Consider the following 24,939-nt stretch of genomic DNA (forward strand, 5'->3'; position numbering starts at 1 on the left):
CGGCCAGCACCATAACCCTGCAGAATCACCGTGCATCCTGCCTGGCCTTCAACCACTGCTACGATGAGATCAGAACTGCGACTGCAGGTAATTCTCCAAGCCAATGGACTTGATCAAACCCTGCTGCTTCTCCAGCCAGTACGTATGATCTTCCTCGGTATCCGCCAACTGCACCCGCAGTATGTCGCGAGTCACGAAGTCGCTGTGTCGTTCGCACAACTCGATACCCTTGCACAAGGCCGCACGCACCTTGTATTCCAGACGCAGATCGGCAGCGATCATGCTCGGGACATCCGTACCGACTTCAAGGTCGTCCGGACGCATGCGCGGCGTGCCTTCGAGCATCAGGATGCGACGCATCAAGGCGTCGGCATGACCTGCTTCTTCTTCCATCTCATGATTGATGCGCTCGAAGAGCTTGGCGAAGCCCCAGTCCTCGTACATCCGCGAGTGGATGAAATACTGATCACGGGCAGCCAGCTCGCCTGTGAGCAAAGTATTGAGGTAATCGATTACGTCCGGGTGGCCTTGCATCGCCGTATATCTCCTAGCAGAAAGGCATAGTTTGAACCAAGGTCGCGGATACGTCACGGCCCGCGGTGCAGAAATACGCTAAAAAGCAGAGAAAATGTGACGAAATAAAGCGAAAAACCGCCCAGATGAGGGCGGTTCTTCTTATCACTTAGGTTCAGCCCAGTTGCATGCCCAATGCCTTGGCGATCCCATTACCGTAGGCTTCGTCCGCACGGTAGAAGTGCTGCAACTGGCGCTCCACCACATCCGCGCTGACACCCATCATCGCGCCAGCGATGTTGTCGATGAGCAGAGTCTGCTGCTCGGCATTCATCAAACGAAAAAGAGCGCCGGCCTGGCTGTAGTAATCCGCATCCACGCGATGATCGAAGCGATCAGCATCACCGTGCAAGGCCAAGGCCGGCTCGCGATACTGAGGCGCCTGCTTGGGTGCATCGGTGTAGCTGTTGGGCTCGTAGTTAGGAGCAGCACCGCCATTGCTGCCAAAGGCCATCGAACCGTCGCGCTGGTACGAGTGAACCGTGCTGCGGGGTGCGTTCACCGGCAACTGCTGATGATTGGTCCCGACGCGATAGCGGTGGGCATCGGCATAGGCGAACACACGGCCTTGCAGCATGCGGTCGGGCGACAGCCCTACGCCGGGCACCATGTTGCTCGGGCCGAAGGTTGCCTGCTCAACTTCGGCAAAGTAGTTCAGCGGATTGCGGTTCAGTTCCAGCATGCCCACTTCGATCAACGGAAACTGCTTCTGCGACCAGGTCTTGGTCACGTCGAACGGGTTTTCGTGGTGACGGTTCGCCTGATCCTCACTCATGATCTGCATGCATACTCGCCACTTGGGGAAATCCCCACGCTCGATTGCATCGAACAGATCGCGCTGTGCGTAATCCGGGTCGGTGCCGGCGATACGCGCCGCGTCGGCTGGAGCAAGGTTCTTGATGCCCTGAGCCGTCTTGTAGTGCCACTTGACCCAGTGACGCTCACCCTTGGCATTGATCAAGCTATAGGTGTGGCTACCGAAGCCGTGCATGTGACGATAGCCGTCCGGAATGCCGCGGTCCGAGAACAGAATGGTCACCTGGTGCAACGCTTCGGGCGAATGGGACCAGAAGTCCCACATCATCTGCGCGCTCTTGAGGTTGCTTTGAGGCAAACGCTTCTGGGTGTGGATGAAATCGGGAAACTTCATCGGGTCGCGAATGAAGAACACAGGCGTGTTGTTGCCAACGATGTCCCAGTTGCCTTCCTCAGTGTAGAACTTGAGGGCGAAACCTCGCGGATCGCGCTCGGTATCGGCTGAGCCGCGCTCGCCACCCACTGTGGAAAATCGCAGGAAGGTTTCGGTCTGCTTGCCTACGGTACTGAACAGCTTGGCATTGGAGTATTCCGAGATGTCACGGCTTACCGTAAAGGTGCCGTATGCGCCTGAGCCCTTTGCATGAACACGACGCTCGGGAATATTCTCGCGGTTGAAATGCGCAAGCTTCTCGATCAGATGGAAATCGTCCAGCAGCAAGGGACCACGCGGCCCCGCAGAACGGGAATTCTGATTGTCGGCGACCGGTGCGCCGCTAGCGGTGGTGAGGATCTTGCTCTGGCTCATGGACGATGTTCCTTGGTAAGGCTTGCTGTGTAGGCGCCGACTTCAGCGGCTTGGAGCAAGTATCCAAAAAACACCCTCATTCGACTAATGAGCAAATCTTCTTTGCCTGATAGATTTTGACTAATCAGCAGGCATAAAAAAACCGGACCTAAGCCCGGTTTTTCAAGAACAGACTGTTCGTCTTATTCAGCAGCTTCAACCGAGCCACCAACAGGACGATCAACCAGCTCGACGTACGCCATAGGTGCGTTATCGCCAGTACGGAAGCCGCACTTGAGGATACGCAGGTAACCGCCCTGACGGGTGGCATAGCGCTTGCCCAGATCGTTGAACAGCTTACCAACCATTTCTTTCGAACGAGTACGGTCGAAAGCAAGACGGCGGTTTGCAACGCTGTCTACCTTGGCCAGGGTGATCAGCGGCTCGGCAACGCGGCGCAGTTCCTTGGCTTTTGGCAGGGTAGTCTTGATCAGCTCGTGCTCGAACAGCGACACCGCCATGTTCTGAAACATGGCCTTGCGGTGCGAGCTGGTACGGCTCAGGTGACGTCCACTTTTACGATGACGCATGGTTCATTCCTTACCAAACACAACGTTCGGTGATTACGACGATCAGGCAGTCGCCTTGTCGTCCTTCTTAAGACTTGCAGGCGGCCAGTTGTCGAGGCGCATGCCGAGGGACAGACCGCGGGAGGCCAGAACGTCCTTGATTTCGGTCAAGGATTTCTTGCCCAGGTTCGGAGTCTTCAACAGTTCTACTTCGGTACGCTGAATCAGGTCGCCGATGTAGTAAATGTTTTCCGCCTTAAGGCAGTTAGCCGAACGTACAGTCAGTTCCAGATCGTCAACCGGGCGAAGCAGGATCGGATCGATCTCGTCTTCCTGCTCGATTACCACAGGCTCACTGTCACCTTTGAGATCGACGAACGCAGCCAACTGCTGTTGCAGAATGGTTGCAGCGCGACGGATGGCCTCTTCAGGATCCAGGGTACCGTTGGTTTCCAGATCAATAACCAGCTTGTCCAGGTTAGTGCGCTGCTCGACACGGGCGTTTTCCACCACGTATGCGATACGGCGTACCGGGCTGAACGAAGAGTCGAGCTGCAAGCGACCAATGCTGCGGCTTTCGTCTTCATCGCTTTGACGCGAGTCGGCCGGTTCATAACCACGACCACGAGCTACGACGAGCTTCATGTTCAGGGCGCCGTTAGACGCCAGGTTAGCGATTACGTGATCGGGATTAACGATCTCGACATCATGATCCAGCTGAATATCGGCAGCGGTAACCACCCCCGAACCCTTTTTCGACAAGGTCAGCGTAACTTCGTCACGACCGTGCAGCTTGATAGCCAGGCCTTTCAGGTTCAACAGGATTTCAATGACGTCTTCCTGTACACCTTCGATGGCGCTGTACTCATGGAGTACACCGTCAATCTCGGCCTCGACTACTGCGCAGCCGGGCATTGAGGACAACAGGATGCGTCGCAGCGCGTTGCCCAGGGTATGGCCGAAACCACGCTCGAGAGGCTCGAGGGTGATTTTGGCGCGGGTTGGACTGACGACCTGCACATCAATATGGCGGGGCGTCAGGAACTCATTTACCGAAATCTGCATGGATGCACCTATTTTCTAGCCCTTACTTGGAGTAGAGCTCGACAATCAGGCTTTCGTTGATGTCGGCGGACAGATCACTGCGAGCAGGAACGTTCTTGAAAACGCCCGACTTCTTCTCAGTGTCTACTTCTACCCATTCTACGCGGCCACGTTGGGCACACAGATCGAGAGCTTGGACAATGCGAAGCTGGTTTTTAGCTTTCTCGCGAATCGCGACCACGTCACCAGCACGAACCTGGTAGGACGGAACGTTAACGGTCTTACCGTTTACGCTGACCGACTTGTGCGATACCAACTGACGGGATTCGGCACGAGTCGAGCCGAAGCCCATACGGTATACGACGTTGTCCAGACGGCATTCGAGCAGTTGCAGCAGGTTCTCGCCGGTTGCGCCTTTCTTGCCGGCAGCTTCCTTGTAGTAACCGCTGAACTGACGCTCGAGAACGCCATAGATACGACGGACTTTCTGCTTTTCACGCAGCTGGGTGCCGTAGTCGGACTGGCGGCCACGGCGCTGACCGTGGATACCTGGGGCTGCTTCGATATTGCACTTCGATTCCAGGGCGCGAACGCCGCTTTTCAGGAACAGGTCAGTGCCTTCACGACGAGCCAGTTTGCATTTTGGACCAATGTAACGAGCCATTATCTATCGTCTCCTGAATTACACGCGGCGCTTCTTCGGCGGACGGCACCCGTTATGCGGGATTGGCGTCACGTCGGTGATGCTGGCGATCTTATAGCCACAGCCGTTCAATGCACGGACAGCGGACTCACGACCTGGACCTGGACCCTTGACGTTGACGTCGAGGTTCTTCAGGCCATATTCCAGCGCAGCTTGACCAGCACGCTCTGCAGCCACCTGGGCAGCGAACGGGGTGGACTTGCGTGAACCGCGGAAACCCGAACCGCCGGAGGTGGCCCAGGACAGGGCGTTACCTTGACGATCGGTAATGGTCACGATGGTGTTGTTGAAAGACGCGTGGATGTGGGCGATGCCATCAACCACTGTCTTTTTGACTTTCTTACGAGGACGAGCAGCAGGTTTTGCCATGACTAGATTCCTGTCGATTCGCTGGTGCGATTACTTGCGGATCGGCTTACGCGGACCTTTACGGGTACGCGCGTTGGTCTTGGTACGCTGACCGCGTACTGGCAGACCACGACGATGACGAAGACCGCGATAGCAGCCCAGATCCATCAAGCGCTTGATTTTCATGTTGATTTCGCGGCGCAGATCACCTTCGGTGGTGAACTTCGCCACTTCGCCACGCAGCTGTTCAATCTGCTCGTCGCTCAGATCCTTGATCCGTGCGGCTGGGTTGACCCCAGTGTCTGCACAGATTTTCTGTGCAGTAGTGCGACCAACACCATAGATGTAGGTCAGCGAGATAACAGTGTGCTTGTTATCTGGAATGTTAACGCCTGCAATACGGGCCATTCAGTGGGACTCCAATTGACAGCTACCTACGCCCCGGAAGCCAAGAAATAGGGCGCGAGATAATATCGCTGTAATAACAAATAATCAACCCAGCAGCGCACTAGCTGCCGGGCTTGTAGCACATCACAGTCAGCCTTGGCGCTGTTTGTGACGCGGCTCTGCGCTGCAAATGACTCGAACGACGCCTTCGCGACGAATGATTTTGCAGTTACGGCACAGCTTTTTCACCGATGCACGAACTTTCATTGCCAACTCCTCGAACCTTAAGGGACTGTCAGCGCAGCAGACCGCTGCCACCGTAGCCTTTCAGGTTGGCTTTCTTCATCAGGGATTCGTACTGGTGCGAAACGAGGTGCGATTGTACTTGGGACATAAAGTCCATCACAACCACTACCACAATCAGCAACGAGGTCCCGCCAAGGTAGAACGGAACGTTTGCAGCCACCACCAGGAACTGTGGAAGCAAGCAGACGCACATCATGTACAGGGCACCGAACATGGTCAAACGGGTCAGAACGCCATCAATGTAGCGCGCCGACTGCTCGCCTGGACGAATACCCGGAATAAAGGCACCGGACTTCTTCAGGTTTTCCGCCACGTCTTTCGGATTGAACATCAACGCCGTATAGAAGAAGCAGAAGAAAATGATCCCTGCACTAAACAGCAGAATGTTCAACGGCTGACCAGGAGCGATCGACTGCGAGACGTCCTGCAACCAGCCCATACCTTCGGACTGACCGAACCAGGAGCCCAGCGAAGCCGGGAACAGCAAGATGCTGCTCGCGAAAATGGCAGGAATCACACCGGCCATGTTCACTTTCAGCGGCAAGTGGCTCGTCTGCGCAGCGAAAACCTTGCGGCCTTGCTGACGCTTGGCATAGTGAACGGCTATTCGCCGCTGACCACGCTCGATGAACACCACGAAACCGATAATCGCCACTGCCAGCAGACCGATCGCAACCAGCGCGAAGATGTTGATATCACCCTGACGCGCAGACTCGAAAGACTGCCCGATCGCTCTCGGAAGACCAGCAACGATACCCGCGAAGATCAACATCGAGATACCGTTACCCACACCACGCTCAGTGATCTGCTCACCCAGCCACATCATGAACATCGCGCCCGCCACGAAAGTGGAGACCGCCACGAAGTAGAAGCTGAAGCTTGCAGTGAACGCCACACCCTGATTGGCCAAGCCGATCGACATGCCGATCGCCTGTACCAAGGCCAGGATGACGGTGCCATAGCGGGTGTACTGGCTGATCTTGCGACGGCCAGCTTCCCCTTCCTTCTTCAACTGCTCCAGTTGCGGGCTCACGGCGGTCATCAGCTGCATGATGATCGATGCCGAAATGTACGGCATGATCCCCAGTGCAAAGATGCTCATCCGTTCCAGCGCGCCACCGGAAAACATGTTGAACAAGCTAAGAATGGTCCCCTCATTCTGTCGAAACAGGTCTGCGAGTCGGTCCGGGTTGATACCTGGAACCGGGATGTGTGCGCCAATTCTGTAGACGATGATCGCCAGGAACAGAAAACGCAGACGAGCCCAGAGTTCAGACATACCGCCCTTGCCTAGCGCTGAGAGAGCACCTTGCTTAGCCATTTATTCCTCGAACTTGCCGCCAGCTGCTTCGATAGCCGCACGCGCACCTTTGGTGGCGGCGATTCCCTTGATGGTCACAGCGCGAGTCACTTCGCCCGACAGCATGATTTTCACACGCTGTACGTTCTGGTTGATCACGTTGGCATCCTTCAGGGACTGCACGGAGACGATGTCGCCTTCCACTCGGGCCAGCTCGGACAGACGCACTTCTGCGCGGTCCATGGCTTTCAGGGAAACGAAACCGAACTTCGGCAAGCGACGGTGCAGCGGCTGTTGACCGCCTTCGAAGCCTGGAGCGATGGTGCCACCGGAGCGGGAGGTCTGACCTTTGTGGCCACGGCCACCGGTCTTGCCCAAACCACTACCGATACCACGACCCGGGCGATGCTTTTCGCGACGCGAACCGGGAGCTGGACTCAGATCATTGAGTTTCATCGATTAACCCTCTACGCGAAGCATGTAGTAGGCCTTGTTGATCATCCCGCGATTCTCGGGAGTATCCTGGACTTCTACAGTGTGACCGATGCGACGCAGACCCAGACCCTTAACGCACAATTTGTGGTTAGGGATACGGCCGGTCATGCTTTTGATCAGCGTAACTTTTACAGTAGCCATGATCAGATGATCTCCTCAACGTTCAGACCGCGCTTGGCGGCGATGGACGACGGGGACTGCATGGCTTTCAGACCCTTGAACGTAGCGTGAACCACGTTGACGGGGTTGGTCGAGCCGTAGCATTTGGCCAGAACGTTCTGGACACCAGCCACTTCGAGAACGGCACGCATTGCGCCGCCAGCGATGATACCGGTACCTTCCGAAGCAGGCTGCATGTACACCTTCGAAGCGCCGTGAGCGGACTTCATGGCGTACTGCAAGGTGGTCCCGTTCAGGTCCACTTGAATCATGTTGCGACGAGCTGCTTCCATAGCTTTCTGGATGGCAGCAGGCACTTCACGAGACTTGCCACGGCCGAAGCCAACACGGCCCTTGCCATCACCTACCACGGTCAACGCGGTGAAGGTGAAGATACGGCCGCCTTTGACGGTCTTGGCAACGCGGTTAACTTGAACCAGCTTCTCGATGTAGCCTTCGTCGCGCTTTTGGTCGTTATTTGACATAACTTAGAACTCCAGCCCAGCTTCACGAGCGCCATCGGCCAGCGCTTTGACGCGACCGTGGTACTTGAAGCCAGAGCGGTCGAAAGCCACCTGCGAGACGCCAGCGGCCTTAGCACGCGAAGCGACCAGCTGGCCAACCTTAGTGGCCGCGTCAATGTTGCCAGTGGCACCATCACGCAATTCTTTGTCCAAAGTCGAGGCACTTGCCAAGACCTTGCTGCCGTCGGCCGAGATGACCTGGGCATAGATGTGCTGCGAAGAGCGGAACACGCAGAGACGCACGACTTCGAGTTCGTGCATTTTCAGGCGTGCCTTGCGAGCGCGACGCAGTCGAGTAACTTTTTTGTCGGTCATTTGCTATGCCCTACTTCTTCTTGGCTTCTTTACGGCGGACGACTTCGTCTGCGTAACGTACACCTTTGCCTTTGTAAGGCTCTGGCGGACGGAAATCGCGGATTTCAGCGGCCACTTGACCCACCAGCTGCTTGTCGATGCCCTTGATCAGGATATCGGTCTGGCTAGGAGTCTCAGCGGTGATGCCTTGCGGCAACTCGTAATCCACCGGATGAGAGAAGCCCAGCGACAGGTTCAGCACTGTGCCTTTTGCTTGTGCTTTATAGCCAACACCGACCAGCTGGAGCTTGCGCTCGAAGCCTTGGCTTACGCCCTGGACCATGTTGTTGACCAAAGCGCGAGTGGTACCGGCCATTGCACGGGTCTGCTGATCGCCGTTCTTGGCAGCGAAACGCAGTTCGCCAGCCTCTTCAACGACTTCAACCGACGAGTGAACGTTCAGTTCCAGAGTGCCCTTGGCACCCTTCACCGAAAGCTGTTGGCCGGCGAATTTTACTTCGACACCAGCTGGCAGCTTAACGGGGTTCTTAGCGACGCGAGACATGCTTATCCCCCCTTAGAACACTGTGCAGAGTACTTCGCCGCCGACACCGGCAGCGCGCGCAGCACGATCCGTCATCACACCTTTATTGGTGGAGACGATGGATACGCCGAGACCGCCACGAACTTTTGGCAGGTCATCAACGGATTTGTACTGACGCAGGCCTGGACGACTTACGCGCTTGACTTCCTCGATGACCGGACGGCCTTCGAAGTATTTCAGCTCGATGGAAAGCGACGGTTTTGCTTCGCTGCTTACCTGAAAACCCGCGATGTAACCTTCGTCCTTCAGAACTTTGGCCACAGCTACCTTCAACGTGGAAGATGGCATGCTTACGACGGGCTTTTCAGCCATCTGGGCATTACGGATTCGAGTTAGCATGTCCGCTAACGGGTCCTGCATACTCATGGGCTAGACGCTCCTGATACAAAAATAATTAGCCTTGCGGCTACAACGTCGCCGAGCGTTTGATCCGGTCCAAAAACCCGGGCTCAGGCGAGCCGGCAATTCTAGACGTACGGCAGAAATGAATCAAGCCCCATGAGGGGCTTGATTCAGTCGCCGTGACACCGGCGGTCGGTTGATTGCTCAATCGAGCGCAGGCATCTCGTCTGTCCGACTTACCAGCTGGCTTTGACCAGACCTGGTACGTCACCGCGCATGGCGGCCTGGCGCAGCATGTTACGGCCGAGGCCGAACTTGCGGTACACGCCATGTGGACGACCAGTCAGGCGGCAGCGGTTACGCATGCGAGCAGCGCTCGCATCACGTGGCTGCTTCTGCAGGGCTACGGAAGCATTCCAGCGCTCTTCTTCACTTGCGTTCAGATTGACGATGATTGCTTTGAGCTCAGCACGCTTCTTGGCGTATTTAGCTACCGTCAGCTGACGCTTGAGCTCACGGTTCTTCATGCTCTTCTTGGCCATTTTCCTACTCCAATCAGTTGCGGAACGGGAAGTTGAAGGCACGCAGCAAGGCGCGACCTTCTTCATCCGAACGAGCAGTGGTGGTCAGGGTAATGTCCAGACCGCGCAGAGCATCGATCTTGTCGTAATCGATTTCCGGGAAAATGATCTGCTCTTTCACGCCCATGCTGTAGTTGCCACGACCGTCGAAGGACTTGGCATTCAGGCCGCGGAAGTCGCGTACCCGAGGCAGGGAGATCGCCAGCAGGCGGTCCAGGAATTCGTACATCTTGTCGCGACGCAAGGTCACCTTGACACCGATCGGCCAACCCTCACGGACCTTGAAGCCCGCGATGGATTTGCGTGCGAAGGTCACAACGGCTTTCTGGCCGCAGATCTTCTCGATGTCGGCTACAGCGTGCTCGATGACTTTCTTGTCGCCGATCGCTTCGCCCAGACCCATGTTCAGGGTGATCTTGGTAACGCGCGGAACTTCCATCACGTTCGCAAGCTTGAGTTCTTCCTTAAGCTTGGGAGCGATTTCCTTCCGGTAAATCTCTTTCAGTCGTGCCATGGTCTTCTACCTAGCAGTGTTCAAGCATCAACCGCTTTTTGGGTCGACTTGAAGACACGAATTTTTTTGCCTTCTTCTACTTTGAAACCAACGCGGTCAGCCTTGTTGGTTTCGCCATTGAAGATGGCGACGTTGGAAGCGTGCAGAGGCGCTTCTTTCTCGACGATACCGCCTTGTACGCCCGACATCGGGTTAGGCTTGGTATGACGCTTCACCAGGTTGACCCCACCAACGACCAGACGGTCGTCAGCGAGAACCTTGAGCACCTTACCGCGCTTGCCTTTGTCTTTGCCGGCGATCACGATGATCTCGTCGTCACGACGAATCTTTTGCATGTCGGATCTCCTTACAGCACTTCTGGGGCGAGCGAGACGATCTTCATGAACTTCTCGGAACGAAGCTCACGGGTCACTGGCCCAAAGATACGGGTGCCGATTGGCTCTTGCTTGTTGTTCAACAGAACAGCAGCGTTGCCATCGAAGCGGATGATGGAGCCGTCAGCACGACGAACGCCGTGACGAGTGCGGACTACAACAGCAGTCATCACTTGACCTTTCTTCACCTTGCCACGAGGAATTGCTTCCTTCACGGTCACCTTGATGATGTCGCCGATGCCAGCGTACCGGCGGTGCGAGCCGCCCAGTACCTTGATGCACATGACGCGACGAGCGCCGCTGTTATCGGCCACATCGAGCATGGATTGAGTCTGAATCATAGAATTTCTCCGACCCCTAGCCCTTAGACTTCAACAGCGCGTTCGAGAACGTCAACCAGTGCCCAGGACTTGGTCTTGGCCAGCGGACGGGTTTCACGAATAGTGACCTTGTCGCCGATCTTGCACTGATTGGTTTCGTCGTGAGCGTGCAGCTTAGTCGAACGCTTAACGTATTTACCGTAGATCGGGTGCTTTACGCGACGCTCGATCAATACGGTGATGGTTTTGTCCATCTTGTCGCTGACCACACGGCCAGTCAGCGTACGGACGGTTTTTTCGGCTTCAGCCATGATCACTTACCTGCCTGCTGGTTGAGCACAGTTTTCACGCGAGCGATGTCGCGCTTCACTTGCGAGAGCAGGTGAGACTGCCCCAACTGGCCAGTTGCTTTCTGCATGCGCAGATTGAACTGGTCGCGCAGCAAGCCGAGCAGTTGCTCGTTCAGTTGCTGTGCTGATTTTTCACGAAGTTCATTCGCTTTCATCACATCACCGTCCGCTTAACAAAGGAGGTGGCGAGAGGCAGCTTTGCAGCCGCCAAGGCGAAAGCCTCACGCGCCAGCTCTTCGGAAACACCCTCGATTTCATACAGGACTTTGCCTGGCTGAATCTGGGCAACCCAATATTCCACGTTACCCTTACCTTTACCCATACGAACTTCGAGGGGCTTTTTGGAGATAGGCTTGTCCGGGAATACACGGATCCAGATCTTGCCGCCACGTTTAACGTGACGGGTCAGGGCACGACGCGCTGACTCGATCTGACGAGCGGTGAGACGACCACGAGCTACAGACTTCAGCGCATACTCGCCGAAGCTGACTTTGCTACCGCGCTGAGCCAGACCACGGTTGTGGCCAGTCATCTGCTTGCGGAACTTCGTACGCTTAGGTTGCAACATTTGGCGTACCCCTTACTTAGCAGCTTTTTTACGAGGCGCAGGTGCTTGTGGTTTCAGTTCTTCTTGGCGACCACCAATTACTTCGCCTTTGAAAATCCAAACCTTCACACCGATCACACCGTAAGTGGTGTGAGCTTCGTAGTTGGCATAGTCGATGTCGGCACGCAGGGTGTGCAAGGGCACACGACCTTCGCGATACCATTCAGTACGTGCGATTTCAGCACCGCCGAGACGACCGCTCACTTGGATCTTGATGCCTTTGGCACCAATGCGCATGGCGTTCTGTACGGCGCGCTTCATGGCGCGACGGAACATCACACGACGCTCCAGCTGCTGAGCTACGCTCTGCGCAACCAGCATACCGTCGAGCTCCGGCTTGCGGATCTCTTCGATATTGATGTGCACAGGCACACCCATTTGCTTGGTCAGGTCCTGGCGCAGTTTCTCAACATCTTCACCTTTCTTCCCGATAACGATACCAGGACGAGCGGTGTGGATGGTGATACGTGCAGTTTGGGCCGGACGATGGATATCGATACGGCTTACGGACGCGCTTTTTAGTTTGTCTTGGAGATACTCACGCACCTTCAGATCTGCGAACAAGTAGTCCGCATAAGTCCGACCGTCTGCGTACCAGACGGAGGTGTGCTCCTTGACGATTCCCAGGCGAATGCCAATGGGATGTACTTTCTGACCCATCTGATCGACTCCGTTACTTGTCAGCAACCTTGACAGTGATATGGCAAGACCGCTTGACGATGCGATCAGCCCGGCCTTTGGCACGAGGCATGATGCGCTTCAGCGAACGCCCTTCGTTGACGAAAACGGTGCTGACCTTCAGGTCATCAACGTCTGCGCCTTCGTTGTGCTCGGCGTTGGCTACGGCCGACTCCAGCACTTTCTTCATGATTTCCGCGGCTTTTTTACTGCTAAAAGCCAGCAGGTTGAGCGCTTCGCCCACCTTCTTCCCGCGGATCTGGTCGGCGACCAAGCGGGCTTTCTGGGCGGAGATTCGAGCGCCCGACAACTTAGCGGCTACTTCCATTTCCTTACCCCTTAACGCTTGGCTTTCTTGTCAGCCACGTGCCCACGATATGTGCGGGTACCGGCGAACTCGCCCAGTTTGTGGCCGACCATGTCTTCGTTCACGAGAACGGGGACGTGTTGGCGACCGTTGTGTACTGCGATGGTCAGACCGACCATTTGTGGCAGGATCATCGAACGACGCGACCAGGTCTTAACTGGTTTGCGATCGTTCTTTTCCGCCGCCACTTCGATCTTCTTCAGTAGGTGAAGATCAATAAAAGGACCTTTTTTCAGAGAACGTGGCACTGTCGTATCCCTCTATTTACTTGCGACGACGGACGATCATTTTGTCGGTACGCTTATTACCACGAGTCTTCGCGCCCTTAGTCGGGAAGCCCCATGGCGATACCGGATGACGACCACCGGAGGTACGACCTTCACCACCACCATGTGGGTGGTCAACCGGGTTCATGGCAACACCACGAACGGTTGGGCGAACGCCACGCCAGCGTTTGGCACCGGCTTTACCCAGCGAACGCAGGCTGTGCTCGGAGTTCGAGACTTCGCCCAGCGTTGCGCGGCACTCGGACAGCACTTTGCGCATTTCGCCCGAACGCAGGCGCAGGGTCACGTAGACACCTTCACGAGCGATCAGCTGAGCCGAAGCACCAGCGGAGCGAGCGATCTGAGCACCTTTGCCAGGCTTCAATTCGATGCCGTGGATGGTGCTACCGACCGGGATGTTGCGCAGCTGCAGCGAGTTGCCTGGCTTGATCGGTGCCAGAGCACCTGCAATCAGCTGGTCGCCAGCGCTCACGCCTTTCGGTGCGAGGATGTAGCGACGCTCGCCGTCTGCGTACAGAACCAGAGCAATGTGAGCAGTACGGTTAGGATCGTATTCAATGCGCTCGACGGTGGCAGTGATGCCATCCTTGTCGTTGCGACGGAAGTCGATCATGCGGTAATGCTGCTTGTGACCACCACCGATGTGACGGGTGGTAATGCGGCCATTGTTGTTACGACCACCAGTCTTCGATTTTTTCTCGAGCAGCGGTGCGTGAGGAGCGCCTTTATGCAGCTCCTGGTTGACCACCTTGACCACGAAACGGCGGCCAGGGGAAGTCGGTTTGCATTTAACGATTGCCATGATGCACCCCTTCCTTACTCAGCACTGCTGCTGAAATCGAGATCTTGGCCTGGCTGAAGGGAGATAACTGCCTTCTTCCAGTCATTACGCTTGCCCAGACCGCGAGCAGTGCGCTTGCTTTTACCCAGTACGTTCAGGGTAGTAACACGCTCTACTTTCACGCTGAACAGGCTTTCGACGGCCTTCTTGATTTCCAGCTTGGTTGCGTCGGTAGCAACCTTGAAAACGAACTGACCTTTCTTGTCTGCCAGAACCGTAGCCTTCTCGGAAACGTGCGGGCCAAGCAGAACTTTAAATACGCGTTCCTGGTTCATCCCAGCAGCTCCTCGAATTTCTTCACGGCCGACACGGTGATCAACACCTTGTCGTATGCGATCAGACTAACTGGGTCGGAACCTTGGACGTCACGTACATCGACGTGCGGCAGGTTGCGAGCAGCCAGGTACAGGTTCTCGTCGACGGAGTCCGATACGATCAGAACGTCGGTAAGGCCCATGCCATTCAGCTTGCCCAGCAGGTCTTTGGTTTTCGGTGCTTCGACAGCGAAGTCCTGAACCACGACCAGACGGTCGGTACGCACCAGCTCAGCAAGGATGGAGCGCAGTGCTGCGCGATACATCTTCTTGTTCAGCTTCTGGGTGTGATCCTGAGGACGAGCTGCGAAAGTGGTACCACCGCCACGCCAGATAGGGCTACGGATAGTACCGGCACGAGCACGGCCAGTACCTTTCTGACGCCAAGGGCGCTTACCGCCACCACGAACGTCGGAACGGGTCTTTTGCTGCTTGCTGCCCTGACGACCGCCAGCCATGTAGGCCACGACTGCCTGGTGCACCAGCGTCTCGTTGAACTCGCCGCCGAAGGTCAGTTCGGAAACTTCGATCGCCTGAGCGTCATTTACATTTAATTGCATTTTCGCTTCCCCTTAACCGCGAGCCTTGGCTGCCGGACGCACAACCAGGTTGCCGCCGGTTGCGCCAGGAACAGCACCCTTGACGAGCAGCAGATTGCGTTCAGCGTCGACGCGCACAACTTCCAGGGACTGCACGGTCACGCGCTCAGCGCCCATATGACCGGACATTTTTTTGCCCTTGAATACACGGCCAGGAGTCTGGCACTGGCCGATGGAGCCAGGGACGCGGTGGGAAACGGAGTTACCGTGCGTGTTGTCTTGACCGCGGAAGTTCCAACGCTTGATGGTACCGGCAAAGCCTTTACCTTTGGACTGACCGGTAACATCTACCAGTTGGCCCGCTGCGAAGAGTTCAGCATTGATCAAGTCGCCAGCCTGGTATTCGCCTTCTGCAAGGCGGAATTCCCAGACGCCACGACCGGCAGCAACGTTCGCCTTGGCGAAGTGACCTGCTTGAGCAGCAGTCACACGCGAAGCACGACGCTCGCCGACAGTGACTTGCACTGCACGATAGCCATCAGTTTCTTCAGTTTTAAACTGGGTGACGCGATTCGGCTCGATCTCAATGACCGTGACCGGAATGGAGACACCTTCTTCGGTGAAAATACGGGTCATACCGCATTTACGACCGACTACACCAATAGTCATGTTGTAAACCTCATGAGTGTACGGGGCTTTCACCCGCTATGGCCGCCCATTTCAGAGCGTTACACGACTAAGACCCAAGTCTTAGCCGAGGCTGATCTGCACTTCCACACCTGCCGCAAGATCAAGCTTCATCAGCGCGTCAACGGTTTTGTCCGTTGGCTGGACGATGTCCAGAACACGCTTATGAGTGCGGATCTCGTACTGGTCGCGCGCGTCTTTGTTGACGTGCGGGGAAACCAGAACGGTGAACCGCTCTTTACGGGTAGGAAGTGGAATTGGACCACGCACCTGAGCACCAGTACGTTTCGCGGTTTCCACGATTTCCTGGGTGGATTGGTCGATCAGGCGATGGTCAAAAGCCTTCAACCTGATACGGATTTGCTGATTTTGCATTGGATTTCAGACTCCGGCTGCTGTTCCCACCGGGCGCAATGCACCCGTTAAAAGGAGGCGCAATTCTATAGACGCGCCCATCGAGTGTCAACCCAATAAAAAAGCCCCCGCTAAGCGGGGGCCTTTTCAAACGATCAACGATTACTCGATGATTTTGGCTACGACGCCAGCGCCGACGGTACGACCGCCTTCACGGATAGCGAAACGCAGACCGTCTTCCATTGCGATGGTCTTGATCAGGGTGACAACCATTTTGATGTTGTCGCCTGGCATTACCATTTCAACGCCTTCCGGCAGTTCGCAGTTACCGGTCACGTCAGTGGTCCGGAAGTAGAACTGTGGACGGTAGCCTTTGAAGAACGGAGTGTGACGACCGCCTTCTTCCTTGCTCAGCACGTAGACTTCAGCTTCGAACTTGGTGTGCGGCTTGACCGAACCCGGCTTGACCAGAACCTGGCCACGCTCGACGTCGTCACGCTTGGTGCCGCGCAGCAGCACGCCGCAGTTCTCGCCAGCACGACCTTCGTCCAGCAGCTTGCGGAACATTTCAACGCCGGTGCAGGTGGTGACGGTGGTGTCACGCAGACCTACGATTTCCAGCGAATCCTGAACCTTGACGATGCCGCGCTCGATACGACCGGTAACAACGGTACCGCGACCGGAGATCGAGAACACGTCTTCGATTGGCATCAGGAATGGCTTGTCGATGACACGGACTGGATCTGGGATGTAGCTGTCCAGAGTCTCAACCAGTTTACGAACGGAGCTGGTGCCCATTTCGTTGTCGTCTTTGCCTTCCAGCGCCATACGAGCCGAACCGATGATGATCGGAGTGTCGTCGCCTGGGAAGTCGTAGGTCGACAGCAGGTCACGAACTTCCATCTCTACCAGTTCCAGCAGCTCGGCGTCGTCTACCAGGTCGGCCTTGTTCAGGTAAACCACGATGTACGGAACGCCAACCTGGCGGGACAGCAGGATGTGCTCACGGGTTTGTGGCATCGGACCATCAGCGGCCGAGCAAACCAGAATCGCGCCGTCCATCTGGGCAGCACCGGTGATCATGTTCTTCACATAGTCAGCGTGACCTGGGCAGTCAACGTGAGCGTAGTGACGGATCAGCGAGTTGTATTCAACGTGCGCGGTGTTGATGGTGATACCACGAGCCTTTTCTTCTGGAGCGCTGTCGATCTTGTCGAAGTCGACGATTGCGGAACCGAAAACTTCGGAGCAAACGCGAGTCAGAGCAGCAGTCAGAGTGGTTTTACCGTGGTCAACGTGACCAATGGTGCCAACGTTGACGTGCGGTAGGGAACGATCAAATTTTTCTTTAGCCACGACAATTAACTCCTTGCCTAAAGGACTGAATCAGCCTTGTTTTTTGGATACAGTTTCAGCGATGTGCGCCGGAGCTGTGTTGTATTTTTTGAATTCCATAGAGTAGCTTGCGCGACCCTGGGACATGGAGCGAACGTCGGTCGCATAACCGAACATCTCACCCAACGGAACCTCGGCGCGAATCACTTTGCCGGAAACCGTATCTTCCATACCCAAGATCATGCCGCGACGACGGTTAAGGTCGCCCATGACATCACCCATGTAGTCTTCAGGTGTAACAACTTCTACCGCCATGATCGGCTCAAGCAACTCACCACCGCCCTTCTGGGCCAGTTGCTTGGTTGCCATGGAGGCAGCGACCTTGAACGCCATCTCGTTGGAGTCGACGTCGTGGTAGGAACCGTCGAAAACGGTCGCTTTCAGGCCGATCAGCGGATAGCCGGCAACAACACCGTTCTTCATCTGCTCTTCGATACCCTTCTGAATCGCCGGGATGTATTCCTTGGGAACCACACCACCGACGACTTCGTTCACGAATTGCAGACCTTCCTGACCTTCGTCAGCAGGGGCAAAACGGATCCAGCAGTGACCAAACTGACCACGACCGCCGGACTGACGAACGAACTTGCCTTCGATTTCACAGTTCTTCGTGATGCGCTCACGATAGGAAACCTGAGGCTTACCGATGTTGGCTTCGACGTTGAACTCACGGCGCATCCGGTCAACCAGGATGTCCAGGTGCAGCTCGCCCATGCCGGAGATGATCGTCTGACCAGTCTCTTCATCGGTTTTAACGCGGAAAGATGGATCTTCCTGAGCAAGCTTGCCCAGAGCGATACCCATTTTTTCCTGGTCATCCTTGGTCTTGGGCTCTACGGCAACCGAAATAACCGGCTCCGGGAAGTCCATGCGAACGAGGATGATCGGCTTGTCACCGTTGCACAAGGTTTCACCAGTGGTGACGTCCTTCATGCCGATCAAGGCCGCGATGTCGCCAGCGCGTACTTCCTTGATCTCTTCGCGGGCGTTGGCGTGCATCTGCACCATACGACCCACGCGCTCTTTCTTGCCCTTGACCGAGTTGATCACGCCGTCGCCGGAGTTCAACACGCCCGAGTAAACACGGACGAAGGTCAGGGTACCCACGAATGGGTCAGTGGCAATTTTGAATGCCAGAGCGGAAAACGGTTCTGCGTCGTCTGCATGACGCTCCAGCTCGATGGTCTCGTCATCCGGGTCAGTACCCTTGATGGCAGGAATATCGACCGGAGCCGGCAGGTAGTCGATCACAGCATCGAGAACCAGGGGAACGCCCTTGTTCTTGAACGAGGAACCGCAAACAGCCAAGACGATCTCGCCAGCGATGGTACGCTGACGCAGAGCAGCCTTGATTTCGTCGTTGGTGAGTTCTTCACCTTCGAGGTACTTGTTCATCAGCTCTTCGTTGGCTTCAGCCGCAGCTTCGACCATGTTGTTGCGCCATTCGTCAGCCAGTTCCTGCAGCTCGGCAGGGATAGGCTTGCGAACAGGAACCATGCCTTTGTCAGCATCGTTCCAGTACACAGCTTCCATGGCCAACAGATCGATCTGGCCCTGGAAATTGTCTTCGGAACCGATAGCCAGCTGGATAGGCACAGGAGTGTGACCCAAACGCTGCTTGATCTGACCGATCACGCGCAGGAAGTTCGCGCCAGCACGGTCCATCTTGTTTACGTAAACAAGACGAGGAACGCCGTACTTGTTGGCTTGACGCCATACGGTTTCCGACTGAGGCTCTACACCCGAGGTACCACAGAACACAACGACAGCGCCGTCGAGTACGCGCAGGGAACGCTCAACTTCAATGGTGAAGTCTACGTGGCCCGGGGTATCGATGACGTTGAAGCGATGCTCGTCCTTGTACTGCTTCTCGGAGCCCTTCCAGAAGGCGGTGATAGCAGCAGAAGTGATGGTAATACCACGCTCCTGCTCCTGAACCATCCAGTCCGTGGTCGCGGCGCCGTCATGCACCTCGCCCATTTTGTGGCTTTTGCCGGTGTAAAAAAGGACGCGCTCGGTGGTCGTGGTTTTACCAGCGTCCACGTGAGCAACGATACCAATGTTACGGTAGCGGTTAATCGGTGTAGTACGAGCCATAAAGCCCTCGCAAAATTAGTGACGCTGAATTTAGAAGCGGTAGTGCGAGAACGCTTTGTTGGCTTCAGCCATACGGTGAACGTCTTCACGCTTCTTAACTGCAGCACCTTTGCCTTCGGCAGCGTCCAGCAGTTCGCCGGCCAAGCGCAGAGCCATCGACTTTTCACCGCGCTTGCGCGCGAAGTCTACCAGCCAGCGCATTGCCAGGGCGTTACGACGGGACGGACGAACTTCGACCGGAACCTGGTAAGTAGCACCGCCTACACGGCGCGACTTCACTTCGACCAGCGGAGCGATGGCGTCGAGAGCTTTCTCGAAGATTTCCAGGGGGTCGCTGTTCTTGCGTTCTTTAACCTTGTCCAGCGCGCCATAAACGATACGCTCGGCAACGGCTTTCTTGCCGCTTTCCATCACGTGGTTCATGAACTTGGCCAGGATCTGGCTGCCGTATTTTGGATCGTCAAGCACTTCGCGCTTGGCTGCTACGCGTCTTCTTGGCATGGATAAGCCCTCAAACGGTCTTCAGGTTAGCTCGGGACAGGCCCGACCTTACTCTTATCGACTCAGAAAAATAGATAACTGCAGTGTGCAAACGCCGATTACTTCGGACGCTTGGTACCGTACTTCGAACGACCTTGGTTACGACCTTTGACGCCGGAGGTATCCAGGGAGCCGCGAACGGTGTGGTAACGAACACCTGGCAAGTCTTTTACACGACCGCCGCGGATCAGTACCACGCTGTGCTCTTGCAGGTTGTGGCCTTCACCGCCGATGTACGAGGAAACCTCGAAACCGTTGGTCAGGCGCACACGGCATACTTTACGCAGTGCCGAGTTAGGTTTTTTCGGCGTGGTGGTGTACACACGGGTGCACACACCACGACGTTGCGGGCAGTTCTGCAGCGCAGGTACGTCGGATTTCTCGACGATACGCTTGCGCGGCTGACGTACCAGCTGGTTGATAGTTGCCATCTACTAGCTCCACTGTTGTCTTGCGACGCTATTGTCTTGCAAGAAAAGCAAAAATGGCAGGAATCAATCCCGCCAAATTTAGGGGTACAAGAGTCTAAAGAGGATCTCGTCCCCAGTCAAGACAAGGCCCCGGCCTCCCCTGCCAACTCCGCTGCGACATTTTGTGTCGTTGCGGAGTTGGCAAGGGCTACCAGGGCCCCGTCATCACTACCGCTGGTCTCAATTACCGCTTGAGTTCAGCGCTTCGGTCAACGCAGCTTCCACTTCACTGGCGCTGACGCGAGTCGGTTTGTCGAGTTCACGGCGACGCTTGCGCTCGCTGTGATACGCCAGACCGGTACCAGCCGGGATCAGACGACCCACGACCACGTTCTCTTTCAGGCCGCGCAGGTAATCGCGCTTGCCGGTGACTGCCGCTTCGGTCAGTACTCGAGTGGTTTCCTGGAAGGAAGCCGCCGAGATGAACGATTCGGTGGACAACGACGCCTTGGTAATACCCAGCAGCACGCGAGTGAATTTCGAAACGAATTTCTCGTCCGCACTCAGACGCTCGTTCTCACCCAGTACGTGGGTCAGTTCCATCTGGTCGCCCTTGATGAAGCTGCTGTCGCCGGACTCGGAGATTTCGACCTTGCGCAGCATCTGACGCAGAATCGTCTCGATGTGCTTGTCGTTGATCTTCACGCCCTGCAGACGGTACACGTCCTGAATCTCGTTGACGATGTACTTGGCCAGCGCACTCACACCCAGCAAGCGCAGGATGTCATGCGGGTCACTCGGACCGTCCGAGATAACTTCGCCGCGGTTCACTTGTTCGCCTTCGAAGACGTTCAGGTGACGCCACTTCGGAATCAGCTCTTCATACGGATCGGTGCCGTCGTTCGGCGTGATAACCAAGCGGCGCTTGCCTTTGGTTTCCTTGCCGAAAGCGATGGTGCCGCTGACTTCCGCCAGGATCGAAGCTTCCTTCGGACGCCGCGCTTCGAACAAGTCGGCAACACGCGGCAGACCACCGGTGATGTCGCGAGTCTTCGAAGTTTCCTGTGGAATACGGGCGATAACGTCACCCACACCCACTTGCGCACCATCCGCCACGCCGACCAGGGCATTGGCTGGCAGGAAGTACTGGGCCGGTACGTCGGTACCTGGCAACAGCAGATCCTTGCCATCGACGCCAACCATCTTCACTGCCGGACGAATTTCCTTGCCCGCAGCTGGACGGTCCTTGGCATCGAGCACTTCGATGTTGGTCAGGCCGGTCAATTCGTCTGTTTGACGCTTGATCGTGATGCCTTCTTCCATGCCCACGTAGGTCACGGTACCTTTCATCTCGGTGACGATTGGGTGAGTGTGCGGGTCCCACTTGGCCACGATAGCGCCAGCGTCGACCTTGTCGCCTTCCTTCACCGAAATCACTGCACCGTATGGCAGCTTGTAACGTTCGCGCTCACGACCGAACTCGTCGGCAATCGCCAACTCACCCGAACGCGATACTGCAACCAGGTTGCCGTCCAGACGCTCGACGTGCTTCAGGTTATGCAGGCGGACAGTACCGCCGTTCTTCACCTGGACGCTGTCGGCAGCCGAGGTCCGGCTTGCCGCACCACCGATGTGGAACGTACGCATGGTCAGCTGGGTACCCGGCTCACCGATGGACTGGGCGGCGATAACGCCGACCGCTTCACCGATGTTCACCTGGTGACCGCGAGCCAGATCACGGCCGTAGCACTTGGCGCAGATACCGTAACGGGTTTCGCAGCTGATCGGCGAACGCACGATGACTTCGTCGATGCTGTTGAGCTCGATGAATTCAACCCACTTTTCGTCCACCAGCGTACCGCCCGGAACGATCACCTCGTCGGTGCCAGGCTTGAACACGTCGCGGGCGATCACTCGACCCAGAACGCGCTCGCCCAGCGGCTCGACGACGTCACCGCCTTCGATGTGCGGCGTCATCAGCAGACCGTGCTCGGTACCGCAGTCGACTTCGGTAACGACCAGATCCTGTGCAACGTCAACCAGACGGCGAGTCAGATAACCGGAGTTAGCTGTCTTCAATGCGGTATCCGCCAGACCCTTACGAGCACCGTGAGTCGAGATGAAGTACTGAAGTACGCTCAAGCCTTCACGGAAGTTCGCGGTGATCGGCGTCTCGATGATCGAGCCGTCCGGCTTGGCCATCAGGCCACGCATACCGGCCAGCTGGCGAATCTGAGCAGCCGAACCCCGGGCACCGGAGTCAGCCATCATGTACATCGAGTTGAACGATTCCTGGTCCACTTCGTTGCCATGACGATCGATGACCTTCTCTTTCGAGAGGTTCGACATCATTGCCTTGGACACTTCGTCGTTGGCCTTGGACCAAAGGTCGATCACCTTGTTGTACTTCTCGCCCTGGGTTACCAGGCCGGAAGCATACTGGCTCTCGATCTCTTTCACTTCGTCGGTCGCGGTACCGATGATGCGAGCTTTCTCATCCGGGATGACAAAGTCGTTGACACCGATGGACACGCCCGAGATCGTCGAATAGGCGAAACCGGTGTACATCAACTGGTCAGCGAAGATCACAGTCTCTTTCAGACCAACCACGCGATAGCACTGGTTGATCAGCTTGGAGATTGCCTTCTTCTTCATCGGCAGGTTGACGACATCGTACGACAGACCTTTTGGCACAACCTGGTACAACAAGGCACGGCCGACAGTGGTGTCGACAATACGAACGTTGCTCACGCTGCCGCCGTCACGGTCGTTGACGGTTTCGTGGATACGCACTTTGACCTTGGCGTGCAGTGCGGCTTCGCCGGCACGGAACACACGGTCAACTTCCTGCAGATCCGCGAACACACGACCTTCGCCTTTGGCGTTGATCGCTTCACGCGTCATGTAGTACAGACCCAATACAACGTCCTGCGACGGAACGATGATCGGCTCACCGTTGGCTGGCGACAGGATGTTGTTGGTCGACATCATCAGCGCACGGGCTTCGAGCTGGGCTTCCAGGGTCAACGGTACGTGGACCGCCATCTGGTCGCCGTCGAAGTCGGCGTTGTACGCAGCACAGACCAGAGGGTGCAGCTGAATAGCCTTGCCTTCGATCAGTACCGGTTCAAACGCCTGGATACCCAGACGGTGAAGGGTCGGTGCACGGTTGAGCAGCACGGGGTGTTCGCGAATCACTTCGGCGAGAACGTCCCATACTTCCGGCAGCTCGCGCTCGACCATCTTCTTGGCGGCCTTGATGGTGGTCGCCAGACCACGCATTTCCAGCTTGCCGAAAATGAACGGCTTGAACAGTTCCAGAGCCATCTTCTTCGGAAGACCACACTGGTGCAGGCGCAGGGTCGGGCCCACGGTAATAACTGAACGACCCGAGTAGTCGACGCGCTTGCCGAGCAAGTTCTGACGGAAACGACCCTGCTTACCCTTGATCATGTCAGCCAGGGACTTCAGGGGACGCTTGTTCGAACCGGTAATGGCACGACCGCGGCGACCGTTGTCGAGCAGTGCATCCACAGCTTCCTGCAGCATGCGCTTTTCGTTGCGCACGATGATGTCGGGAGCCGACAGATCCAGCAGGCGCTTCAAACGGTTGTTGCGGTTGATCACTCGACGATACAGATCGTTGAGGTCGGAAGTCGCAAAGCGACCGCCATCCAGCGGAACCAGTGGACGCAGGTCTGGCGGCAGAACCGGCAGAACGGTCAACACCATCCACTCAGGCAGGTTGCCGGAGCCCTGGAAGGCCTCCATCAACTTCAGGCGCTTGGACAGCTTCTTGATCTTGGTTTCCGAGTTGGTCTGCGGAATCTCTTCGCGCAGGCGGCCAATCTCGTGTTCCAGGTCAATGGCGTGCAGCAGTTCACGAACGGCTTCGGCACCCATGCGGGCATCGAAATCGTCGCCGAACTCTTCGAGTGCTTCGAAGTACTGCTCGTCGTTCAGCAGCTGGCCCTTTTCAAGGGTGGTCATGCCCGGGTCGATAACGACATAGCTCTCGAAGTAGAGAACGCGTTCGATATCACGCAGGGTCATGTCCATCAGCAGGCCGATACGGGACGGCAGCGACTTCAGGAACCAGATGTGGGCGACTGGCGAAGCCAGTTCGATGTGAGCCATGCGCTCGCGGCGAACCTTGGCCAGTGCGACTTCGACGCCGCACTTCTCGCAGATCACGCCACGGTGCTTCAAGCGCTTGTACTTGCCGCACAGGCACTCGTAGTCCTTGACCGGGCCAAAGATCTTGGCGCAGAACAAGCCGTCACGCTCGGGCTTGAACGTACGGTAGTTGATGGTTTCCGGCTTTTTAACTTCACCGAAGGACCACGAACGGATCATTTCAGGCGACGCGAGGCCGATACGGATCGCATCGAACTCTTCGACTTGACCCTGGTTTTTCAGCAAATTCAGTAGGTCTTTCAAGGCCTTTCCTCCTGGCGGAGCAGGGAGTGGACGGTAGCCGCCCACTCCCGATT

Annotated in this window: 35 protein-coding genes; all 35 read right to left on the reverse strand. The window is 56.3% G+C overall.

Annotated elements, in window-relative coordinates; all coding sequences use genetic code 11:
• Positions 1 to 69 precede the first annotated feature (69 nt).
• Complete coding sequence (gene bfr / locus IFT44_RS10725; RefSeq protein ID WP_122475635.1) at positions 70 to 534, reverse strand: bacterioferritin; 465 nt, start codon at positions 532 to 534, stop codon at positions 70 to 72.
• A 154-nt stretch (positions 535 to 688) separates the two neighbouring features.
• Complete coding sequence (locus tag IFT44_RS10730; protein WP_192175888.1) at positions 689 to 2,137, reverse strand: catalase; 1,449 nt, start codon at positions 2,135 to 2,137, stop codon at positions 689 to 691.
• Positions 2,138 to 2,319: 182 nt separating this feature from the next.
• Complete coding sequence (gene rplQ, locus IFT44_RS10735; protein WP_122475639.1) at positions 2,320 to 2,706, reverse strand: 50S ribosomal protein L17; 387 nt, start codon at positions 2,704 to 2,706, stop codon at positions 2,320 to 2,322.
• Positions 2,707 to 2,748: 42 nt separating this feature from the next.
• On the reverse strand, positions 2,749 to 3,750 hold the full coding sequence (locus IFT44_RS10740) for a DNA-directed RNA polymerase subunit alpha (RefSeq protein ID WP_007924176.1): 1,002 nt from the start codon (positions 3,748 to 3,750) through the stop codon (positions 2,749 to 2,751).
• A gap of 22 nt (positions 3,751 to 3,772) precedes the next feature.
• Positions 3,773 to 4,393 (reverse strand): 30S ribosomal protein S4, encoded by a 621-nt coding sequence (gene rpsD, locus IFT44_RS10745; protein WP_043192542.1) that lies wholly within the window; start codon positions 4,391 to 4,393, stop codon positions 3,773 to 3,775.
• Between the two features lie 18 nt (positions 4,394 to 4,411).
• Positions 4,412 to 4,801: a 30S ribosomal protein S11 gene (gene rpsK, locus IFT44_RS10750; RefSeq protein ID WP_002555466.1), complete on the reverse strand. Its 390-nt coding sequence runs from the start codon at positions 4,799 to 4,801 to the stop codon at positions 4,412 to 4,414.
• A 30-nt stretch (positions 4,802 to 4,831) separates the two neighbouring features.
• A complete protein-coding gene (gene rpsM / locus IFT44_RS10755; protein ID WP_043192541.1) occupies positions 4,832 to 5,188 on the reverse strand; it encodes a 30S ribosomal protein S13 in 357 nt (118 codons plus the stop codon).
• A 129-nt stretch (positions 5,189 to 5,317) separates the two neighbouring features.
• Positions 5,318 to 5,434: a 50S ribosomal protein L36 gene (gene rpmJ, locus IFT44_RS10760; protein ID WP_002555468.1), complete on the reverse strand. Its 117-nt coding sequence runs from the start codon at positions 5,432 to 5,434 to the stop codon at positions 5,318 to 5,320.
• A gap of 28 nt (positions 5,435 to 5,462) precedes the next feature.
• Positions 5,463 to 6,794, reverse strand: a complete 1,332-nt coding sequence (gene secY, locus IFT44_RS10765) for a preprotein translocase subunit SecY (protein ID WP_043192540.1) — start codon at positions 6,792 to 6,794, stop codon at positions 5,463 to 5,465.
• On the reverse strand, positions 6,795 to 7,229 hold the full coding sequence (gene rplO, locus IFT44_RS10770) for a 50S ribosomal protein L15 (RefSeq protein WP_122475641.1): 435 nt from the start codon (positions 7,227 to 7,229) through the stop codon (positions 6,795 to 6,797).
• Between the two features lie 3 nt (positions 7,230 to 7,232).
• Positions 7,233 to 7,409 carry a 50S ribosomal protein L30 gene (gene rpmD / locus IFT44_RS10775; protein WP_003176408.1) on the reverse strand — a complete coding sequence of 59 codons (177 nt, stop codon included), beginning with the start codon at positions 7,407 to 7,409 and terminating at the stop codon, positions 7,233 to 7,235.
• 2 nt (positions 7,410 to 7,411) lie between these two features.
• Entirely contained in the window at positions 7,412 to 7,912 is a 501-nt protein-coding gene (gene rpsE, locus IFT44_RS10780) for a 30S ribosomal protein S5 (protein WP_043192537.1), read from the reverse strand.
• A 3-nt stretch (positions 7,913 to 7,915) separates the two neighbouring features.
• Positions 7,916 to 8,266, reverse strand: a complete 351-nt coding sequence (rplR, locus tag IFT44_RS10785; protein ID WP_043192536.1) for a 50S ribosomal protein L18 — start codon at positions 8,264 to 8,266, stop codon at positions 7,916 to 7,918.
• A 10-nt stretch (positions 8,267 to 8,276) separates the two neighbouring features.
• On the reverse strand, positions 8,277 to 8,810 hold the full coding sequence (rplF, locus tag IFT44_RS10790) for a 50S ribosomal protein L6 (protein WP_122475643.1): 534 nt from the start codon (positions 8,808 to 8,810) through the stop codon (positions 8,277 to 8,279).
• Between the two features lie 12 nt (positions 8,811 to 8,822).
• A complete protein-coding gene (gene rpsH, locus IFT44_RS10795) occupies positions 8,823 to 9,215 on the reverse strand; it encodes a 30S ribosomal protein S8 (protein WP_122475645.1) in 393 nt (130 codons plus the stop codon).
• A gap of 212 nt (positions 9,216 to 9,427) precedes the next feature.
• Positions 9,428 to 9,733, reverse strand: coding sequence for a 30S ribosomal protein S14 (rpsN, locus tag IFT44_RS10800; RefSeq protein ID WP_122475647.1), 306 nt, complete (start codon positions 9,731 to 9,733; stop codon positions 9,428 to 9,430).
• 13 nt (positions 9,734 to 9,746) lie between these two features.
• Positions 9,747 to 10,286 carry a 50S ribosomal protein L5 gene (gene rplE, locus IFT44_RS10805; protein WP_122475649.1) on the reverse strand — a complete coding sequence of 180 codons (540 nt, stop codon included), beginning with the start codon at positions 10,284 to 10,286 and terminating at the stop codon, positions 9,747 to 9,749.
• Positions 10,287 to 10,306: 20 nt separating this feature from the next.
• On the reverse strand, positions 10,307 to 10,621 hold the full coding sequence (rplX, locus tag IFT44_RS10810; RefSeq protein WP_049860773.1) for a 50S ribosomal protein L24: 315 nt from the start codon (positions 10,619 to 10,621) through the stop codon (positions 10,307 to 10,309).
• A gap of 11 nt (positions 10,622 to 10,632) precedes the next feature.
• On the reverse strand, positions 10,633 to 11,001 hold the full coding sequence (gene rplN / locus IFT44_RS10815; RefSeq protein WP_003243907.1) for a 50S ribosomal protein L14: 369 nt from the start codon (positions 10,999 to 11,001) through the stop codon (positions 10,633 to 10,635).
• A 23-nt stretch (positions 11,002 to 11,024) separates the two neighbouring features.
• Positions 11,025 to 11,291, reverse strand: coding sequence for a 30S ribosomal protein S17 (gene rpsQ, locus IFT44_RS10820; protein ID WP_043192528.1), 267 nt, complete (start codon positions 11,289 to 11,291; stop codon positions 11,025 to 11,027).
• A gap of 2 nt (positions 11,292 to 11,293) precedes the next feature.
• Positions 11,294 to 11,485 carry a 50S ribosomal protein L29 gene (gene rpmC, locus IFT44_RS10825; RefSeq protein WP_002555481.1) on the reverse strand — a complete coding sequence of 64 codons (192 nt, stop codon included), beginning with the start codon at positions 11,483 to 11,485 and terminating at the stop codon, positions 11,294 to 11,296.
• Positions 11,485 to 11,898 (reverse strand): 50S ribosomal protein L16, encoded by a 414-nt coding sequence (rplP, locus tag IFT44_RS10830; protein WP_122475651.1) that lies wholly within the window; start codon positions 11,896 to 11,898, stop codon positions 11,485 to 11,487. The genes rpmC and rplP overlap by 1 nt, the downstream gene beginning before the upstream one ends.
• A gap of 12 nt (positions 11,899 to 11,910) precedes the next feature.
• Positions 11,911 to 12,597, reverse strand: coding sequence for a 30S ribosomal protein S3 (gene rpsC / locus IFT44_RS10835; protein WP_003176422.1), 687 nt, complete (start codon positions 12,595 to 12,597; stop codon positions 11,911 to 11,913).
• Positions 12,598 to 12,610: 13 nt separating this feature from the next.
• Entirely contained in the window at positions 12,611 to 12,943 is a 333-nt protein-coding gene (gene rplV / locus IFT44_RS10840; RefSeq protein WP_003103908.1) for a 50S ribosomal protein L22, read from the reverse strand.
• An 11-nt stretch (positions 12,944 to 12,954) separates the two neighbouring features.
• Positions 12,955 to 13,230, reverse strand: coding sequence for a 30S ribosomal protein S19 (rpsS, locus tag IFT44_RS10845; protein ID WP_002555486.1), 276 nt, complete (start codon positions 13,228 to 13,230; stop codon positions 12,955 to 12,957).
• A gap of 16 nt (positions 13,231 to 13,246) precedes the next feature.
• On the reverse strand, positions 13,247 to 14,071 hold the full coding sequence (gene rplB, locus IFT44_RS10850; RefSeq protein ID WP_122475653.1) for a 50S ribosomal protein L2: 825 nt from the start codon (positions 14,069 to 14,071) through the stop codon (positions 13,247 to 13,249).
• Positions 14,072 to 14,085: 14 nt separating this feature from the next.
• Positions 14,086 to 14,385 (reverse strand): 50S ribosomal protein L23, encoded by a 300-nt coding sequence (gene rplW / locus IFT44_RS10855; protein WP_002555488.1) that lies wholly within the window; start codon positions 14,383 to 14,385, stop codon positions 14,086 to 14,088.
• A complete protein-coding gene (gene rplD / locus IFT44_RS10860) occupies positions 14,382 to 14,984 on the reverse strand; it encodes a 50S ribosomal protein L4 (protein ID WP_043192522.1) in 603 nt (200 codons plus the stop codon). The genes rplW and rplD overlap by 4 nt, the downstream gene beginning before the upstream one ends.
• 12 nt (positions 14,985 to 14,996) lie before the next feature.
• Positions 14,997 to 15,632 carry a 50S ribosomal protein L3 gene (gene rplC, locus IFT44_RS10865; protein WP_043192521.1) on the reverse strand — a complete coding sequence of 212 codons (636 nt, stop codon included), beginning with the start codon at positions 15,630 to 15,632 and terminating at the stop codon, positions 14,997 to 14,999.
• 81 nt (positions 15,633 to 15,713) lie between these two features.
• A complete protein-coding gene (rpsJ, locus tag IFT44_RS10870; protein ID WP_003186070.1) occupies positions 15,714 to 16,025 on the reverse strand; it encodes a 30S ribosomal protein S10 in 312 nt (103 codons plus the stop codon).
• A gap of 141 nt (positions 16,026 to 16,166) precedes the next feature.
• The gene (gene tuf / locus IFT44_RS10875) at positions 16,167 to 17,360 is read right to left on the reverse strand and encodes an elongation factor Tu (protein ID WP_122475655.1); all 1,194 of its coding nucleotides are present in this window, start codon (positions 17,358 to 17,360) and stop codon (positions 16,167 to 16,169) included.
• A gap of 30 nt (positions 17,361 to 17,390) precedes the next feature.
• Complete coding sequence (fusA, locus tag IFT44_RS10880; protein ID WP_122475656.1) at positions 17,391 to 19,496, reverse strand: elongation factor G; 2,106 nt, start codon at positions 19,494 to 19,496, stop codon at positions 17,391 to 17,393.
• A gap of 30 nt (positions 19,497 to 19,526) precedes the next feature.
• Positions 19,527 to 19,997, reverse strand: a complete 471-nt coding sequence (gene rpsG / locus IFT44_RS10885; protein WP_010490886.1) for a 30S ribosomal protein S7 — start codon at positions 19,995 to 19,997, stop codon at positions 19,527 to 19,529.
• Between the two features lie 98 nt (positions 19,998 to 20,095).
• Positions 20,096 to 20,467, reverse strand: a complete 372-nt coding sequence (gene rpsL / locus IFT44_RS10890) for a 30S ribosomal protein S12 (protein ID WP_003186084.1) — start codon at positions 20,465 to 20,467, stop codon at positions 20,096 to 20,098.
• Positions 20,468 to 20,686: 219 nt separating this feature from the next.
• Positions 20,687 to 24,886, reverse strand: coding sequence for a DNA-directed RNA polymerase subunit beta' (rpoC, locus tag IFT44_RS10895; protein ID WP_122475658.1), 4,200 nt, complete (start codon positions 24,884 to 24,886; stop codon positions 20,687 to 20,689).
• Between the last annotated feature and the right edge of the window lie 53 nt (positions 24,887 to 24,939).

Origin of the sequence: Pseudomonas sp. CFBP 13710 (assembly GCF_014842235.1) — a bacterium.
Taxonomy (GTDB): domain Bacteria; phylum Pseudomonadota; class Gammaproteobacteria; order Pseudomonadales; family Pseudomonadaceae; genus Aquipseudomonas; species Aquipseudomonas baltica.

Coding starts and splice junctions, on each gene's coding strand:
- rpsD (WP_043192542.1), bottom strand. CDS start 4,393: ATGGCTCGTTACATTGGTCCAAAATGCAAACTGGCTCGTCGTGAAGGC.
- rpmC (WP_002555481.1), bottom strand. CDS start 11,485: ATGAAAGCGAATGAACTTCGTGAAAAATCAGCACAGCAACTGAACGAG.
- rplF (WP_122475643.1), bottom strand. CDS start 8,810: ATGTCTCGCGTCGCTAAGAACCCCGTTAAGCTGCCAGCTGGTGTCGAA.
- rpsM (WP_043192541.1), bottom strand. CDS start 5,188: ATGGCCCGTATTGCAGGCGTTAACATTCCAGATAACAAGCACACTGTT.
- rplQ (WP_122475639.1), bottom strand. CDS start 2,706: ATGCGTCATCGTAAAAGTGGACGTCACCTGAGCCGTACCAGCTCGCAC.
- rplC (WP_043192521.1), bottom strand. CDS start 15,632: ATGACTATTGGTGTAGTCGGTCGTAAATGCGGTATGACCCGTATTTTC.
- rpsC (WP_003176422.1), bottom strand. CDS start 12,597: ATGGGTCAGAAAGTACATCCCATTGGCATTCGCCTGGGAATCGTCAAG.
- fusA (WP_122475656.1), bottom strand. CDS start 19,496: ATGGCTCGTACTACACCGATTAACCGCTACCGTAACATTGGTATCGTT.
- secY (WP_043192540.1), bottom strand. CDS start 6,794: ATGGCTAAGCAAGGTGCTCTCTCAGCGCTAGGCAAGGGCGGTATGTCT.
- rplE (WP_122475649.1), bottom strand. CDS start 10,286: ATGGCACGACTGAAAGAGATTTACCGGAAGGAAATCGCTCCCAAGCTT.
- rplN (WP_003243907.1), bottom strand. CDS start 11,001: ATGATTCAGACTCAATCCATGCTCGATGTGGCCGATAACAGCGGCGCT.
- rpsK (WP_002555466.1), bottom strand. CDS start 4,801: ATGGCAAAACCTGCTGCTCGTCCTCGTAAGAAAGTCAAAAAGACAGTG.
- rpsE (WP_043192537.1), bottom strand. CDS start 7,912: ATGTCAAATAACGACCAAAAGCGCGACGAAGGCTACATCGAGAAGCTG.
- rpsG (WP_010490886.1), bottom strand. CDS start 19,997: ATGCCAAGAAGACGCGTAGCAGCCAAGCGCGAAGTGCTTGACGATCCA.
- rpsJ (WP_003186070.1), bottom strand. CDS start 16,025: ATGCAAAATCAGCAAATCCGTATCAGGTTGAAGGCTTTTGACCATCGC.
- rplW (WP_002555488.1), bottom strand. CDS start 14,385: ATGAACCAGGAACGCGTATTTAAAGTTCTGCTTGGCCCGCACGTTTCC.
- rpsN (WP_122475647.1), bottom strand. CDS start 9,733: ATGGCCAAGAAGAGCATGAAGAACCGTGAGCTCAAGCGTCAGCTGACG.
- rplP (WP_122475651.1), bottom strand. CDS start 11,898: ATGTTGCAACCTAAGCGTACGAAGTTCCGCAAGCAGATGACTGGCCAC.
- rplD (WP_043192522.1), bottom strand. CDS start 14,984: ATGCAATTAAATGTAAATGACGCTCAGGCGATCGAAGTTTCCGAACTG.
- rplR (WP_043192536.1), bottom strand. CDS start 8,266: ATGACCGACAAAAAAGTTACTCGACTGCGTCGCGCTCGCAAGGCACGC.
- rplV (WP_003103908.1), bottom strand. CDS start 12,943: ATGGAAGTAGCCGCTAAGTTGTCGGGCGCTCGAATCTCCGCCCAGAAA.
- rpsL (WP_003186084.1), bottom strand. CDS start 20,467: ATGGCAACTATCAACCAGCTGGTACGTCAGCCGCGCAAGCGTATCGTC.
- rpmD (WP_003176408.1), bottom strand. CDS start 7,409: ATGGCTACTGTAAAAGTTACGCTGATCAAAAGCATGACCGGCCGTATC.
- rplB (WP_122475653.1), bottom strand. CDS start 14,071: ATGGCAATCGTTAAATGCAAACCGACTTCCCCTGGCCGCCGTTTCGTG.
- IFT44_RS10740 (WP_007924176.1), bottom strand. CDS start 3,750: ATGCAGATTTCGGTAAATGAGTTCCTGACGCCCCGCCATATTGATGTG.
- rpmJ (WP_002555468.1), bottom strand. CDS start 5,434: ATGAAAGTTCGTGCATCGGTGAAAAAGCTGTGCCGTAACTGCAAAATC.
- rplX (WP_049860773.1), bottom strand. CDS start 10,621: ATGCAAAAGATTCGTCGTGACGACGAGATCATCGTGATCGCCGGCAAA.
- rplO (WP_122475641.1), bottom strand. CDS start 7,229: ATGAAACTCAATGATCTGAGTCCAGCTCCCGGTTCGCGTCGCGAAAAG.
- rpsQ (WP_043192528.1), bottom strand. CDS start 11,291: ATGGCTGAAGCCGAAAAAACCGTCCGTACGCTGACTGGCCGTGTGGTC.
- rpsH (WP_122475645.1), bottom strand. CDS start 9,215: ATGAGTATGCAGGACCCGTTAGCGGACATGCTAACTCGAATCCGTAAT.
- IFT44_RS10730 (WP_192175888.1), bottom strand. CDS start 2,137: ATGAGCCAGAGCAAGATCCTCACCACCGCTAGCGGCGCACCGGTCGCC.
- bfr (WP_122475635.1), bottom strand. CDS start 534: ATGCAAGGCCACCCGGACGTAATCGATTACCTCAATACTTTGCTCACA.